Raw genomic sequence first — 14,256 nt, 5'->3', positions numbered from 1 at the left:
CGGATCGGCCCGGGGGTGTCCCCCGGTCTCGCGGGCGCCCACGGAGTGCGGGAAACGTTCCCCTAGCTGTTGGCCAGCTCCTGGCCGCGGAGCAGGAACCAGGCGGCCACCGCGGCGGACAGCAGGACCGCCGCACCCACCGCGGCCGCGGCGTCCACCCCCGCGACGAAGGAGTGCTGTGCGGCCTTGACCAGCGCCGCGGCCTGGTCGGCGGGGAGGTGGCGGGCCGCCTCGAAGGCGCCGCCGAGCGATTCACGGGCGGCGTCCGTGGCCGGGGCCGGGACCCCGGGCGGGGCGTCGAAGCCCCGGTAGTTGGCGGTCACGATGGACCCCAGCAGCGCGATGCCGAGCGCGGCGCCCAGCTCGTACGCCGTCTCGGAGACCGCGGAGGCGGCCCCCGCCTCCTCCTTGGGGACGCTGGAGAGGATCACATCGGCGGTGACGGTGAAGGAGAATCCGGCGCCGATGCCGACGACGAAGAGGATCAGGCACAGTGCGGCGGTGCCGGTGTCGCCGTGCAGGGTGGTGCAGCCGACGAGCGAGAGCCCCACCACGGCGAGGCCGCCGGCCACCACGATCCTCACCGACAGCCGGCGGGCGACCCAGCCGGCGGCCAGACCGGCACCCACCGCGCCGATCGCGGCCGGGAGTTCGGTGAGCCCGGCGTTGAGCGGCGAGCGCAGCTGCACCATCTGGAGGAACTGGGAGAGGAAGAAGACCAGGCCGGACAGCCCGAGGATGGTCAGCAGATCGGCCAGCACCGCCCCGGAGAAACCGCGGTGGTGAAAGAGCTTCATGTTCAGCAGCGGCGAGGCGAGGGTGAGCTGCCGCCGGACGAACACGAGCAGGGCGAGCACGCCGAGGACGGCGGCCAGTGCGATGTCCCAGCGGTAGCCCTCCACCGCCGCTTCCTTGATGGCGTAGACCACCGCGACGATGCCCACCAGGGCCAGCAGCACGCTGGGGATGTCCCAGGGACCGGGGTCAGGGTTGCGTGACTCCGGGATGACCCGGGCGCCGACGGCCACCAGCAGCGCCATCACCGGCAGGTTGATCAGGAAGACCGAACCCCACCAGAAGTGCCCCAGCAGAAAGCCGCCGAGGACCGGCCCCACCGCCATACCGGCCGAGGCCATCGCGCCCCAGATGCCGATGGCCAGACTGCGTTCCCTGGGGTCGTGGAAGAGGTTGCGGATGAGTGCCAGGGTGGCCGGCATCAGCGTGGCTCCGGCCACGCCCTGCAGCGCACGGGCGGCGATCATCATCTCCGGGCTGGTGGCGTACGCGGCGAGCACCGACATGGCGCCGAAGCCGACGGAGCCGATCAGCAGCAGCTTCTTCCGGCCGATGCGGTCGCCGAGGCTGCCCATGGAGACCAGCAGGCCGGCGATGACGAACGAGTAGATGTCACCGATCCACAGCAGCTGCGTCCCGGACGGCCGGAGATCTTCGCTGAGGAAGGGGGTGGCGAGGCCGAGGACCGTGGCGTCGACGCCGACCAGCAGGACGGCGAGGACGAGGACGGCGAGCGCGAGCCAGCGTCCCGGCCGGGGCTGGTCGTCCACATGAGCCGAGCCGGCCGGTTCTGACGCTATGGTCTCGGTCATTTCTCCATGCTCCGTCGGATGCCGCCGAGCAGCAGCTCGGCGATCGAGTGGTTGAGGTCATTGCGGGCGACCCGTCCTTCGTGGACAGCCCAGGCCCCGGCGCCGATCAGGCCGTAGAAGGCCTCGGTGAGCCAGGCGGCGCTCAGATCGATGCGGAAGTCGCCCTCTTCCTGGCCGCGGCGGAAGAGGGCGGCGATTCGGGCGTCCAGCTCCGCCCAGCCGGCGTTGATCTCGCCGTCCTCGAAGAGCTGGTTCTCGGTGAAGAGGAAGGCCAGCACGGCGGCGACCGGTTCGGCCTCGGCGATCAGCCGGCGCAGCGCCTCGACCGCCTCTCCCTCCTCCAGCCGCGCCGCGTCGATCGCCTGCACGAACTGCGCGATGCCGTGCTCCTCCAGCGCCCTGATCAGCGCGTCCCGGCCCGCGAAGTGCCGGTGCAGCGTCGCGCGGCTGATGCCCGCGGCACGGGCGATCTCGTCCATCGGCGTCGATGCCCGGCGCGTGAGCAACGCGGCGGCTTCCTTGAGTACCCGTTCACGGTCCACAGCCATGAGACATACAATAACCCAATGAGACGTCGATGTCTCACATGAACCTCACCGCACGCACAACGGCGGCCCGCCCCCGGTCTCTCCCGGGGACGGGCCGCCGTCACAGACTCCTGCGACCAGGGGGTTCTCCCCCTAGGTCAGCTTGGTCGCCTTCTTGGCCGCCGCCCACTCCTGCTGCCGCACCAGATCGGCCCGCACCTCGGCGAGCTGGACCGCCACCGCGGAGGGCGCGGTGCCGCCCCGGCCGCTGCGCGAGGCGAGCGCGCCGGGGACGTTGAGGACGCCGCGGACCTCGGGGGTCAGATGCGGGGAGATCTTGGCGAACTGCTCGTCGGTGAGCTGGTCCAGCTCGATGCCGTGCGCCTCGCACTCCTTGACGCACTCACCGGCGACCTCGTGCGCCACCCGGAACGGCACACCCTGCTTGACCAGCCACTCCGCGATGTCGGTGGCCAGCGAGAACCCGGCCGGGGCCAGCTCCTCCATCCGCTCACGGTTGACGGTCAGCGTGGCCATCATGCCGGTGAACGCCGGGAGCAGCACCTCCAGTTGGTCACAGGAGTCGAAGACCGGCTCCTTGTCCTCCTGGAGGTCACGGTTGTAGGCGAGCGGCAGCGCCTTGAGCGTCGCCAGCAGACCGGTCAGGTTGCCGATGAGACGCCCCGACTTGCCCCGCGCCAGTTCCGCGATGTCCGGGTTCTTCTTCTGCGGCATGATCGACGAGCCGGTCGAGAAGGCGTCGTGGAGCGTGACGAAGGAGAATTCCTTCGTGTTCCAGAGGATGATCTCCTCCGCGATCCGGGAGAGGTTCACCCCGATCATCGCCGTGATGAAGGCGAACTCCGCGACGAAGTCACGGGAGGCCGTGCCGTCGATGGAGTTGCCGGCCGAGCCGTGCTCGAAGCCGAGGTCGGCCGCGACCGCCTCCGGGTCGAGGCCGAGCGAGGAGCCGGCCAGCGCGCCCGAGCCGTACGGGGAGACGGCGGTGCGGTCGTCCCACTGCCGCAGCCGCTCCGCGTCCCGGGACAGCGACTGCACATGTGCCAGCACATGGTGGGCGAAGAGCACCGGCTGGGCGTGCTGGAGGTGGGTGCGGCCCGGCATCGCGACGTCCGGGTGGGTCTCGGCGAGGGAGACCAGCGCCTCCTGGAGGTCCGCGATCAGCCCGCCGATGATCCGGGCGTGGTCGCGCAGATACATCCGGAAGAGCGTGGCGACCTGGTCGTTGCGCGACCGGCCGGCCCGCAGCTTGCCGCCGAGGTCCGGGCCGAGCCGCTCCAGCAGCCCGCGCTCCAGAGCGGTGTGCACGTCCTCGTCGGCGATGGTGCCGGTGAACGAGCCGTCGGCGACGTCAGTGGCGAGCTTGTCGAGGCCGGCGAGCATGCGGGTCAGCTCGTCCTCGGTGAGCAGCCCGGCCTTGTGGAGCACCCGGGCGTGCGCACGGGAACCGGCGATGTCGTAGGGGGCCAGCCGCCAGTCGAAGTGGACGGACGCCGACAGCTGGGCCAGCGCCTCGGCCGGACCGTCGGCGAAACGGCCGCCCCAGAGCCGGACGTCACCGCTGTTGCTGCTCACTGCTGCTCCTCAAGGCTGCTGCGGATACGCGACCTCCCCCTGGGTCCCGGGGACCAGGGGGTACCCCGCCGCGGGGGCGGGGACGCGGGCCGTCGTACGGAGATAACGAGACGGGCTCAGGCCAGGTCGCGCTTGGCCGCGATCTTGCTCGACATGCCGAAGAGCTCGATGAAGCCCTTCGAGAGCGACTGGTCGAAGGTGTCGCCGGTGTCGTACGTCGCGAGGTTGAAGTCGTAGAGCGACTGGTCGGACTTCCGGCCGGTGACCACCGCGCGGCCGCCGTGCAGGGTCATCCGGATGTCGCCGCTGACCTGCTGATTGGCCTCGTTGATGAAGCCTTCCAGGGCGCGCTTGAGCGGCGAGAACCACAGGCCGTCGTAGACCAGCTCGCCCCAGCGCTGCTCGACCTGCCGCTTGTAGCGGGCCAGCTCACGCTCGACGGTGACGTTCTCCAGCTCCTGGTGCGCGGTGATCAGCGCGATGGCGCCGGGCGCCTCGTACACCTCGCGGGACTTGATGCCGACCAGCCGGTCCTCGACCATGTCGATCCGGCCGATGCCCTGGCCGCCGGCGCGCTCGTTGAGCTGCTGGATGGCCTGCAGGACGGTGACCGGCTTGCCGTCGATCGCGACCGGGACACCCTCCTTGAAGGTGATGACGACCTCGTCGGCCTCCCGCTGGACGGCCGGGTTCTCGGTGTACTCGTACACGTCCTCGATCGGCGCGTTCCAGATGTCCTCCAGGAAGCCGGTCTCCACGGCCCGCCCGAAGACGTTCTGGTCGATGGAGTACGGCGACTTCTTGGTGGTCGCGATCGGGAGGTTCTTCTCCTCGCAGAACGCGATCGCCTTGTCCCGGGTCATCGCGTAGTCGCGGACCGGGGCGATGCACTTCAGGTCGGGGGCGAGGGAGGAGATACCGGCCTCGAAGCGGACCTGGTCGTTGCCCTTGCCGGTGCAGCCGTGGGCGACGGTGGTGGCGCCGTGCTTCCTGGCGGCGGCCACCAGGTGCTTGACGATGGTCGGCCGCGAGAGCGCGGAGACCAGCGGGTAGCGGTCCATGTACAGGGCGTTGGCCTTGATCGCCGGGAGGCAGTACTCGTCGGCGAACTCGTCCTTGGCGTCCGCGACCTCGGCCTCGACCGCACCGCAGTCGAGCGCACGCTTGCGGATGACGTCCAGGTCCTCGCCGCCCTGGCCGACGTCCACGGCAACGGCGATGACCTCGGCGCCCGTCTCCTCGGCGATCCAGCCGATACAGACAGAGGTGTCCAGGCCGCCCGAGTAGGCGAGTACGACGCGCTCGGTCACGGGTTTCTCCTTACGGTGCATACGCTGATGGGTATAAGTATGCACTCCACCGTATGTTTCGTCAACGGGAAGATGAACACGCAGGTCAGCGGGCGGGCCGCCGACGCGGTGGGGCCGTCAGTCCCCCTCTCGCAGCACCTCGATCAAGACGTTCACATGGCTCACCGACACATCCTTGGTGGCCGTCAGCAGCGTCAGCGGCCCCCGCGCGGCCCGCTCCCGCAGCCCCTCCAGCGCCGGCCGCGCCGCCTCCCGCGCCAGCTCCTCGCGGTACCGCTCGGCGAACTCCGCGAACCGCGGTCCCTCGTGGTGGAACCAGCGGCGCAGCTCCGACGAGGGCGCCACGTCCTTGCACCACTCACTGAGCTGCGCGTCCGCCTTGGACAACCCGCGCGGCCACAGCCGGTCGACCAGCACCCGCGCCCCGTCCGCCGGCTCCGGCGCCTCGTAGACCCGGCGCACCCGGAGGGCGCTCGCGGGGAATTTTTCACCCATACCCCATCGAAACATGACCACCGGAGCCCCGCCGGGAGGCCGGGAAGCGCCGCCCGCGGGTCCCGCTTTGGATTCATGGCCCCGGACAGGGTATTTTTCTTCTGCACGCCCCGACCGGGGTTCCTCCGGTCGGCACGGGCACCGGGACGTGGCGCAGCTTGGTAGCGCACTTGACTGGGGGTCAAGGGGTCGCAGGTTCAAATCCTGTCGTCCCGACGGTGCAGTACGGGCTTTCAGCCCAGGTCAGGGCCTTGCTCCCGCTTCGGCGGGAGCAAGGCCCTCGATCGTTCTCAGGGACCGTCGGCTCGCGATGCCGCAGACCGCGTGCGAGCCGGCTTCCGTATCCACAGCTCAAGCGGCTGCTCACCGCACTGCGGCAACCCCGCTCCTCGCCCGAAGCGGACGTTGAGAAGATCCAACAATGGAATTCGACGACGCCGCCACCCTGCACCGGGTATGCACCGATCGCCTCGGTGAGAAGTCCGGCGGGCAGTTCGCGGCCATGGCCCGGCGCGGCTTCCGGCTCGTCCCTTCGACGGACGGCGCCCAGGCCACCGGCCGCTGCCGTCTCGGCGGCCCCGCTCTGCTCGAATCCGGGACTCCCTGGCCCGAACTCGGCGGCTGCCCGCTGTCCCTGCACGCCGTACTCGACACCGACGCCCTCGCCCCCTGGCTCGGGGACGAACTGCCCACCCGGCCGGGCCTGCTCAACTTCTTCTCGTTCGATCCGGACGTGCCGTTCGAGGAGTACCAGCGTCTGGGCCTGTCGCCCGAAGACGGCCTCGTGCTGACCGCGGATCCGGCACGGGCGGTCGAGACAGCGACACCCGCACCGGCCAGGAGCTATCCGGCCGTACCCGTCCACGCAGCCGGGGTGACCATGCTCCCGGACAGCTGGGACCTGGCGGACGACGACATCGACTTCGACCCGGACGAACACTGGGGAGCGCCGTCACTCTTCCTCCTCGGGTGGGAAGACATCGACGGGAACACCGCCAACGGCCATCGCGCCTTCGGCTGGCCCGACACCTCCTATGCCTCCGAGGTGACCCCTCGCGACGCCGACGGTCCGGCCGTCCACCTGCTCCAGCTCGCCGGGGACACACAGCTCGGATGGGGCTGGGGCGACGCCGGGTCGCTGTACTTCACGATCCCGGCGAAGGCCTTCGCGGCGGGAGACTTCAGCAGAGCCGAGGCGACCGTGCGCTGCTGCTGAGCCCTTCCCCACGCCCCTCTACTCACGAGGATCCGTGTAGTAGTCAGCCAGCATCTCCGAGGGCCAGGCAGGCTCGCGCACGTCGCCCTGCGGTCCCATCACGCTGAACCACGGCTTGATGTCCAGCACCGGTGTGCCGTCCACAGCATCCAGCGCTTCGACGTGCAGATCCAGACCGTCCACCTTGACCAGGCGGCACCGCGAGACGCCCAGCCAGTTCACCCGGCGCATGTTGCGGTGGGCGAAGGAGCCGCCGGCCGGCCAGTCGGGGTTGCCACGGGGGTGCCGGGATTCGGGCGGCAGATCCGTGGGGTCGGTCAGGTGGAAGCGGAAGACGACCTCAAGGTGGGAGAAGGCCTCCAGACCGACGACCGACTCCTCGGTGAACTGGTCCGGGTCGATACGGATGACGGAGCGGGTGCCGCCCCAGTAGTCATCCGTGGGCTCGGCACGTCCGCCCACCACGTGGGCGACGGGCACGACCGTGAACGCTTCTGTCATGGGGCGGAACTCCTCGGGGAGGGGCCGGAAGTACGGAATCAGGCGGGCGGGCGGCTCTGCACGGCCGCCCCCGGTCACGAGAGCGGCAGGTCCACCAGCATCACCGCGAACACCGGGGAGTCGGGGAAGGGCTGGCGCTCGCCCACCTTTCGGTACCCCCAAGATTCGTACAGGACCTGGACCTTGGGGTGTGTCACGTCCACCAGCAGCGCCGCGAGGTCCGCTTCCTTGGCGTTCATCAATGCCCGGTGCAGCCGCTCGGACGTGCCCGTCTTCCGCCACCGCTCGCGCACCATCAGTTCCGAGAAGTGGAAGGTGCGGCTCTTCTCCGGCGCCGCGTCCAGGTACTCACGCCACCATTCACGGCCCTCGGCGCCGGGGGCTCCGTAGGCGAAGCCCACCACCTCTTCACCGTCGTACGCGATCACGCAGGAGAACTCGGGGTGTCCGCCCCAGTGGTCGACGAACCAGGGGAACTTCTGTCGGAACTCGTCGTCCGAAATCTCGTTGGCGTGCACATCGGCGTGCACGTCGAGCAGCGTCTGCCGGATTTCCGGCAGGTCGCCGTGGCCGTAGTGGCGCAGTTCCAAAGCGGATGTCATCAGGTGTTGCTCCATTCCGATCGGTAGCGGTCCTTCCACTCGCGCGCGATGCCTGAGTCCGGCGCGAGGGTGGTCAAATCGCGGTAGAAATCCCCTAGGTAGCAACGCATCCGGCCCGGCAGGGGATCGCCGCCCATCAGTACGAACACCTGCTCCGCCGTGGCGCACGCCTGCTCCTCGTCCCGTTGGTGGAGCTGCGCGAGGGCGAGCCGGAGCGTGGCCAGAGCGCGGTTCCGGCGGAACTGCTGTGGGATGGCCGCCAAGGCACGGTGTGACGCCGCCTCGGCCACTGTGGCGTCCCCGAGGTGATCCCGGACAATGGATGTGATGGCCATCAACTCGGCCGGGCCGTAGAAGGCCACCCAGGACGGCCGGGGCTCGTCCATGGACGCGTTCGCCAGCGCCTCTTCCGCGCACCCCAGGGACCGCAGGGCACCCCGCCGGTCCCCGACGCTTGAGTGCCCGATCGCCGTGCGCGCGTGGGCCAGGGAGGCAAACAGCGGGTCGCGGCGCGTGACGGCTGTCGCCTGCGCAGCCCGGCCCGCATCCACGACCTGCGAATACTCCCCACGATGGACCGCGAGCATGGCATGCGAGTTCCACACCCGCAGTTCCGCCACAGGGTCATTTCCCATGCCCGCCAAATACAGCGCCCGATTGAGATGAGCCTGCGCACGGTCGCTCTGACGCGCGTCCACGGCTGACCAAGCTGCCTGCGCGGTGTAGTTCGCGGCCACGCTGAAGAGCCGCTGCCGGATGCGCTGGGATGCCGCCCGCTTCTGCAGCTCCAGCGCTTCGGCGGCGCCCGCCACGGCAGCCCGTTCCAGTTCCCCGTGCCCGCCTTTGGAGGCGTCCAGGGCGGTAAGGGCGTCCAGGCCGCTGCGGAGGCGGATGACCTCGGAGGTGCCGACCGCGTACGGCCGGGCGGCGACCAAGGGTACGGCGGCGGCCGTCGTTCCGGCGGCGGCGGTGAGGAAGTTCCTGCGACGCACGGGATCCTCCGTCCTGTGAGGGCCACATCTACCCGCCGGAGAAGCAAAGCCCAACTCCTCGGCGGTACATCCGAATACTGCCTCCAAGGCTTCCCGCTGCCGAGGGTGCGGCCATCGTGTCTTTCCGGTCAGCCAGTGGCGCACGGTGCGGTCGCTGACGGTGCCCGCCCGGCCGAGCGACCGCAGGTAGTCGTTCACCGCGTCGGCTAACTCGGTCTGGGTGAGGCCCGCTTCGCCGAGGGCACCGGCAAGGCTCTCATTTGCCTTCACCCCTGCACGGTATCCAGATCGCGCGCGCCGCCGTCCCGGACGGCGGCGAAATTTCCGGTCCGCCGTACGGCACGTGGCAGCAGAATTTCCGTACGGCATATGACAGCCCGTCGTTGGATGCGTACAGGGAGTCGTCGGCCAAGGCGGTGCGGCGGCCCCTAAGGAGGGAAGCCCGCTTTCACCCCCGGCGTCGGGGCAGCGGGCCGTACCTCACCGCCCACCACCGACGAGGTCCCGATGACCATGACCGCATCCCGTCCCACCGGACATCCTGGATACAGCGAAACGCTGTTGCGCAGACCCGAGAGCGTGGCTGTCGCCCGCCGGCTGGTGCGCTGTGCGCTGACGGCCTGGGACATGGAGGAACTGGCCGACGACGGGGCCTTGGTGGTCTCCGAGTTGGTGACCAATGCCGTGCGGCACGCACGGAGCGAGGTGATCCGGCTGGTGGTCAGCCGGCCCGGTCCGGCAACGGTGCGGATCGGGGTGGTGGACAAGTCGAAGGCTCCGCCGCGGCACCGCCCTCCGGGGGACGAGGGCGACAGCGGGCGGGGCCTGGTGCTGGTGGCCGGGCTGACGGCCGCCTGGGGTATCAACCCGCTCCCCTGGGGCAAACGGGTCTGGGGCGAATTGCACAGGAAGGACAGCCGGTGAACGGTGCGGACAAACCGTGGGTGGGCGATCTGGTGCGCGACGAGGGCACCGGCCGGGCCGGCGTCGTCAGCGATGTGCGCGACGGCGTCTATGTGTTGCGGCCGGAGAACGGTCCGGGCCACTGGCTCTGCGACGTCCCCGGGCGGCTGACGGTGATCGTTCCGCGGGAAGAGCGGCGTGACGGCTGAGCCCGGGTGAGGTGAGGTGCAGTGCGGTGCGGACCCGGCCGCACCGGCGGCGGGGGAAGGCCCGCGCGGGGCGGCCGGGTTCACGGCCGGGCTCGCGGCCAGGTCCGCGGCCGGGTTCACGGCCAGGGGCTACGGCACCGGCGGGACCGGGCCCGACATGTCGCGGCGGTCCGAGAGATCGCGCTGGTCCGAAAGGTCCCGCTGATGCGGTATCGCGATCTCGTCCGGCTTCTGGAGGGCCACGGTCCGGGCCGGGGAGGGGATGCGGATGCCCTCGGCCCGGTAGCGCTGGTGCAGGCGCTTGATGAACTCGTGCTTGATCCGGTACTGGTCGCTGAACTCGCCGACGCCCAGGATCACCGTGAAGCTGATCCGCGAGTCGCCGAAGGTGTGGAAGCGGACGGCCGGTTCGTGGTCGGGGTCGCCGCCGTCGATGTCCTTCATCACGCTCTCGACGACCTCGGTGGTGACCCGCTCGACATGCTCGAGGTCGCTGTCGTAACCGACGCCCACCTGCACCAGGATCGTCAGCTTCTGTTCCGGCCGGGTGAAGTTGGTCATGTTGGTGCCGGCCAGCTGGGTGTTGGGGATGATCACCAGGTTGTTGGAGAGCTGGCGCACCACGGTGTTCCGCCAGTTGACGTCGACGACATAGCCCTCCTCACCGCTGCTGAGCCGGATGTAGTCGCCGGGCTGCACCGTCTTGGAGGCGAGGATGTGCACGCCCGCGAAGAGGTTGGCGAGGGTGTCCTGGAGGGCCAGGGCGACGGCGAGGCCGCCCACGCCCAGGGCGGTGAGCAGCGGGGCGATGGAGATGCCCAGGGTCTGCAGGACGACGAGGAAACCCATCGCCAGGACGATGATGCGGGTGATGTTCGCGAAGATGGTCGCCGATCCGGCCACCCCGGACCGGGACTGCGCGAAGGACCGCACCCCCCTGGTGATCACCCGGGCCGCGGTGAGCGTGACGACCAGGATGAGCAGCACCGTCAGCGTCCGGTTGACGGTACGTCCGACCGCCTCCGTCAGCGGGAGTGCGGCGGCCGCCGCCGCCAGGCCGCCGGTGACCGCCGCCCAGGGCACCACCGCCCGCAGCGCGTCAACGAGGATGTCGTCTCCGCTCCACCGGGTTTTGAGGGCGTGTTTGCCCAGCCACCGCAGGACGACCCGCAGCAGCACGGCTGCCACGATGCCGGCCGCCAGCGCGGCTCCGGCCAGGATCAGATCGTGCAGTGTCACAGCGCGGTTCACCGGCGGGCTCCCCCTGCGCCCGGAAGGAGCGGCCTCGCTATCAGCCGGATGTGATGTCTCGTCACCATGCCACCTGCTCGTCTCTAGGGCTGCGAAGGCGCCGGGACATCCGCGGACGTCCCGGCGCGAACTGCCATCCTGCCGTATGGGGTTCGGCAGGCAGCGGGTGGCTCGGGTGGAATGGTGCACGGTGCGCACGGCCGCCGCCGGGGGCGGGGCGGTGCGCTCCCCTGGGTGACGAGGGGCGCGGGGAGCGAACCGGGCGGTGTCAGTGCGCCTTTTGCGCCAGGCGCAGCAGATGGTCGGCGAGGGCCTGGCCGCCCGCCGGGTCGCGGCTGATGAGCATCAGGGTGTCGTCGCCCGCGATGGTGCCGAGGATGTCGTGGAGTTCGGCCTGGTCGATGGCCGAGGCCAGGAACTGGGCGGCGCCCGGCGGGGTGCGCAGGACCACGAGGTTGGCGGAGGCCTCGGCGGAGATGAGGAGTTCGCCGGAGAGGCGGCGCATCCGCTCCTCCTTGGCCGACTCCCCCAGCGGCGCCCGCGGCTTGCGGTCGCCGCCCTCGCTGGGCACCGCGTAGATCAGCTCGCCCCCGGTGTTGCGGATCTTCACCGCGCCCAGCTCGTCCAGATCGCGCGAGAGCGTCGCCTGGGTGACGGACAGACCGTCGTCGGCGAGCAGCTTCGCGAGCTGGCTCTGGGAGCGGACCGGCAGCCGGTTGAGGATGTCCACGATCCGGCGGTGGCGGGCGGTGCGGGTCTGCGGTACGGCCTGGCCGCCGTTCTGCGCCTCGTTGTCCTGCGCCCCGTTGTCCTGCGCCTCGTTGTCCTGCGGCTCGCTCATCGTTGTCGTCAGTCTCCGGCTCGTCGTTCCCCGTCGGCCCCTTGGCGGGCCGTGTTCAGGACGCCGGGAAGCTTGTGGAGGAACACTTCCGCCTCGTCTTCGGAGACGATCAGCGGCGGGGCGAGCCGGATGACGTCCGGCGCGACCGCGTTCACCAGCAGGCCCGCGTCCTGAGCCGCCTGCTGCACCTGTGGCGCGAGCGGCTCCGTCAAGACGATACCCAGGAGGAGGCCCGCACCGCGGACCTGAGCGACCAACGGGTGGCCCAGGGCCTCGGTTCCCTTCCTCAGCCGCTCGCCGACCCGCCGGACGTTCTCCAGGACGCCGTCGGCCTCGATGGTGTCCAGGACGGCGAGGGCACCGGCGCAGACGACCGGGTTGCCGCTGAAGGTCGAGCCGTGCGATCCGGGCGTGAGCAGGTCGGCGGCCGGGCCGAAGGCCAGCGTGGCACCGATCGGCAGACCGCCGCCCAGGCCCTTGGCGAGGGTGACGATGTCGGCCTCGATGCCCTGTGCCCGGGACTCCAGCCAGTGTCCGGTCCGGCCGATGCCGGTCTGGATCTCGTCCAGGACCAGCAGGGTGCCGGTGGCGGCGGTGATCTCGCGGGCGGCCCGGAGGTAGCCGGGCGGCGGGACGATGACGCCGTTCTCGCCCTGCACGGGCTCCAGGATGACGAAGGCGGTGTCGGTGGTGACGGCGGCCCGGAGCGCGTCGGCGTCCCCGTACGGGACGTAGTCGACGTCGCCGGGCAGCGGCGCGAACGGCGCCTGCTTGGCGGGCTGGCCGGTGAGGGCGAGGGCGCCCATGGTGCGGCCGTGGAAGCCGCCGGCCGTGGAGACCATGTGGGTGCGCCCGGTCAGCCGGCCGATCTTGAAGGCGGCCTCGTTGGCCTCGGCGCCGGAGTTGGAGAAGTAGACCCGGCCGGGACGTCCGGCCAGCGCGAGCAGGCGCTCGGCGAGGGCCACGGTGGGCTCGGTGACGAAGAAGTTCGAGACATGGCCGAGGGTGGCGACCTGGTCGGAGACGGCGCGGACCACCGCGGGGTGGGCGTGGCCGAGGGCGTTGACCGCGATGCCGCCGAGGAAGTCCAGGTACTCCTTGCCGTCGGCGTCCCACACTGTGGCGCCCTCGCCCCGGACGAGCGGGATACGGGGGGTGCCGAAGTTGTCCATCATGGCGCCCTGCCAGCGGCCGGTGAGGTCCGCGTTGGTCACCGGACCGTGGCCGTGTGCCGCCTCGCTCATGCCGTCCCCTCGATCGTGTTCGCGTCCGGCACGACCATCGTGCCGATCCCTTCGTCGGTGAAGATCTCCAGCAGAATCGAGTGCTGGACCCGCCCGTCGATGACCCGGGCGGTGTGGACGCCGTTGCGGACGGCGTGCAGGCAGCCCCGCATCTTGGGGACCATGCCGCTGGCCAGGTCGGGCAGCAGCTTCTCCAGTTCGGTGGCGGTGAGGCGGGAGATCACCTCGTCGCTCTGCGGCCAGTCCTCGTACAGCCCCTCGACATCGGTGAGCACCATCAGCGTCTCGGCGCCGAGGGCCGCGGCCAGCGCGGCCGCGGCGGTGTCGGCGTTGACGTTGAAGACACCGCTGGCATCGTCCTCGTCGCTGCTGCGGGCGATCGAGGAGATGACCGGGATCCGGCCGTCGTCCAGGAGGGCGTGGACGGCCCCGGGGTCGATGCCGGTGATCTCGCCGACCCGGCCGATGTCCACCCGCTCGCCGCCGATGTCGGCCAAGTGCTTGGTCGCGGTCATCAGATGGGCGTCCTCGCCGGTCATGCCGACGGCGAGCGGGCCGTGCTCGTTGAGCAGCCCCACCAGCTCGCGCTGCACCTGGCCGGCCAGCACCATCCGGACGACGTTCATCGCCTCGGGCGTGGTGACCCGCAGGCCTCCCTTGAACTCCGACTCCAGACCGAGCAGGTCCAGCTGGGCGCTGATCTGCGGGCCGCCGCCGTGCACGACGACGGGGCGCAGTCCGGCGTGCCGCAGGAAGACCACGTCCTGGGCGAAGGCGCGCTTGAGCTCCTCGTCGATCATGGCATTGCCGCCGAATTTGATGACGACGGTCTTGCCGTGGTGCCGGGTCAGCCAGGGCAGCGCCTCGATGAGGGTGCGGGCCTTGGGGAGCGCGGTGTGTTTGCGGGTGCTCATGCTGCGGCCTCGCTTCTGGGTGCGTGCCGGGAGCCCGGCACGCACCGG

The 14,256-nt window shown here is 70.5% G+C and carries 15 protein-coding genes and 1 tRNA gene; 4 read left to right on the top strand and 12 right to left on the bottom strand.

Going from position 1 to position 14,256, the window contains the following annotated elements; genetic code table 11:
- Positions 1-62: 62 nt before the first annotated feature.
- The 5 genes from D9V36_RS35015 to D9V36_RS34995 all read right to left on the bottom strand — a co-directional run bounded on the left by D9V36_RS35015 (position 63) and on the right by D9V36_RS34995 (position 5,535).
- A complete protein-coding gene (locus D9V36_RS35015; protein WP_129297300.1) occupies positions 63-1,607 on the bottom strand; it encodes an MFS transporter in 1,545 nt (514 codons plus the stop codon).
- A complete protein-coding gene (locus D9V36_RS35010) occupies positions 1,604-2,155 on the bottom strand; it encodes a TetR/AcrR family transcriptional regulator (RefSeq protein ID WP_129297299.1) in 552 nt (183 codons plus the stop codon). Before D9V36_RS35010 ends, D9V36_RS35015 begins: the two co-directional genes overlap by 4 nt.
- Before the next feature lie 132 nt (positions 2,156-2,287).
- Positions 2,288-3,730 (bottom strand): argininosuccinate lyase, encoded by a 1,443-nt coding sequence (gene argH / locus D9V36_RS35005; protein WP_129297298.1) that lies wholly within the window; start codon positions 3,728-3,730, stop codon positions 2,288-2,290.
- A gap of 116 nt (positions 3,731-3,846) precedes the next feature.
- The gene (locus D9V36_RS35000) at positions 3,847-5,040 is read right to left on the bottom strand and encodes an argininosuccinate synthase (protein ID WP_129297297.1); all 1,194 of its coding nucleotides are present in this window, start codon (positions 5,038-5,040) and stop codon (positions 3,847-3,849) included.
- 117 nt (positions 5,041-5,157) lie between these two features.
- On the bottom strand, positions 5,158-5,535 hold the full coding sequence (locus tag D9V36_RS34995; RefSeq protein ID WP_164993090.1) for a DUF488 domain-containing protein: 378 nt from the start codon (positions 5,533-5,535) through the stop codon (positions 5,158-5,160).
- A gap of 142 nt (positions 5,536-5,677) precedes the next feature.
- Between D9V36_RS34995 and D9V36_RS34990 the strand changes: the two genes are divergently transcribed.
- Together D9V36_RS34990 and D9V36_RS34985 are read left to right on the top strand one after the other, a co-directional pair.
- Positions 5,678-5,751 (top strand) — tRNA-Pro (locus D9V36_RS34990).
- Positions 5,752-5,956: 205 nt separating this feature from the next.
- Positions 5,957-6,751: a DUF1963 domain-containing protein gene (locus tag D9V36_RS34985; RefSeq protein ID WP_129297295.1), complete on the top strand. Its 795-nt coding sequence runs from the start codon at positions 5,957-5,959 to the stop codon at positions 6,749-6,751.
- A gap of 18 nt (positions 6,752-6,769) precedes the next feature.
- On the opposite strand, the gene D9V36_RS34980 is transcribed toward D9V36_RS34985, so the two are convergent.
- The 3 genes from D9V36_RS34980 to D9V36_RS34970 all read right to left on the bottom strand — a co-directional run bounded on the left by D9V36_RS34980 (position 6,770) and on the right by D9V36_RS34970 (position 9,116).
- Positions 6,770-7,252 carry an SAM-dependent methyltransferase gene (locus D9V36_RS34980; RefSeq protein ID WP_129297294.1) on the bottom strand — a complete coding sequence of 161 codons (483 nt, stop codon included), beginning with the start codon at positions 7,250-7,252 and terminating at the stop codon, positions 6,770-6,772.
- Positions 7,253-7,326: 74 nt separating this feature from the next.
- The gene (locus tag D9V36_RS34975; RefSeq protein WP_129297293.1) at positions 7,327-7,854 is read right to left on the bottom strand and encodes a GNAT family N-acetyltransferase; all 528 of its coding nucleotides are present in this window, start codon (positions 7,852-7,854) and stop codon (positions 7,327-7,329) included.
- Complete coding sequence (locus tag D9V36_RS34970; protein WP_129297292.1) at positions 7,854-9,116, bottom strand: helix-turn-helix transcriptional regulator; 1,263 nt, start codon at positions 9,114-9,116, stop codon at positions 7,854-7,856. The genes D9V36_RS34975 and D9V36_RS34970 overlap by 1 nt, the downstream gene beginning before the upstream one ends.
- Positions 9,117-9,353: 237 nt before the next feature.
- Here D9V36_RS34970 and D9V36_RS34965 point away from each other — a divergent pair, with 237 nt between their 5' ends.
- Positions 9,354-9,770 (top strand): ATP-binding protein, encoded by a 417-nt coding sequence (locus D9V36_RS34965; RefSeq protein ID WP_129297291.1) that lies wholly within the window; start codon positions 9,354-9,356, stop codon positions 9,768-9,770.
- A complete protein-coding gene (locus D9V36_RS34960) occupies positions 9,767-9,958 on the top strand; it encodes a hypothetical protein (protein ID WP_129297290.1) in 192 nt (63 codons plus the stop codon). The genes D9V36_RS34965 and D9V36_RS34960 overlap by 4 nt, the downstream gene beginning before the upstream one ends.
- Positions 9,959-10,087: 129 nt before the next feature.
- Here D9V36_RS34960 and D9V36_RS34955 read toward each other — a convergent pair whose 3' ends face one another.
- From D9V36_RS34955 to argB, 4 genes are all read right to left on the bottom strand, one after another.
- Positions 10,088-11,209 (bottom strand): mechanosensitive ion channel family protein, encoded by a 1,122-nt coding sequence (locus D9V36_RS34955; protein WP_129297289.1) that lies wholly within the window; start codon positions 11,207-11,209, stop codon positions 10,088-10,090.
- A gap of 268 nt (positions 11,210-11,477) precedes the next feature.
- A complete protein-coding gene (locus D9V36_RS34950; RefSeq protein ID WP_129297288.1) occupies positions 11,478-12,050 on the bottom strand; it encodes an arginine repressor in 573 nt (190 codons plus the stop codon).
- An 8-nt stretch (positions 12,051-12,058) separates the two neighbouring features.
- Positions 12,059-13,294, bottom strand: coding sequence for an acetylornithine transaminase (locus tag D9V36_RS34945; protein WP_129297287.1), 1,236 nt, complete (start codon positions 13,292-13,294; stop codon positions 12,059-12,061).
- A complete protein-coding gene (argB, locus tag D9V36_RS34940) occupies positions 13,291-14,208 on the bottom strand; it encodes an acetylglutamate kinase (RefSeq protein WP_129297286.1) in 918 nt (305 codons plus the stop codon). The genes D9V36_RS34945 and argB overlap by 4 nt, the downstream gene beginning before the upstream one ends.
- Positions 14,209-14,256: the final 48 nt, after the last annotated feature.

It is taken from the genome of Streptomyces lydicus (genome assembly GCF_004125265.1).
Classification (GTDB): Bacteria; Actinomycetota; Actinomycetes; order Streptomycetales; family Streptomycetaceae; genus Streptomyces; species Streptomyces lydicus_C.
Note: the sequence above shows the minus strand (reverse complement) of the source record. Positions and strands in the feature narration are given on the sequence as shown.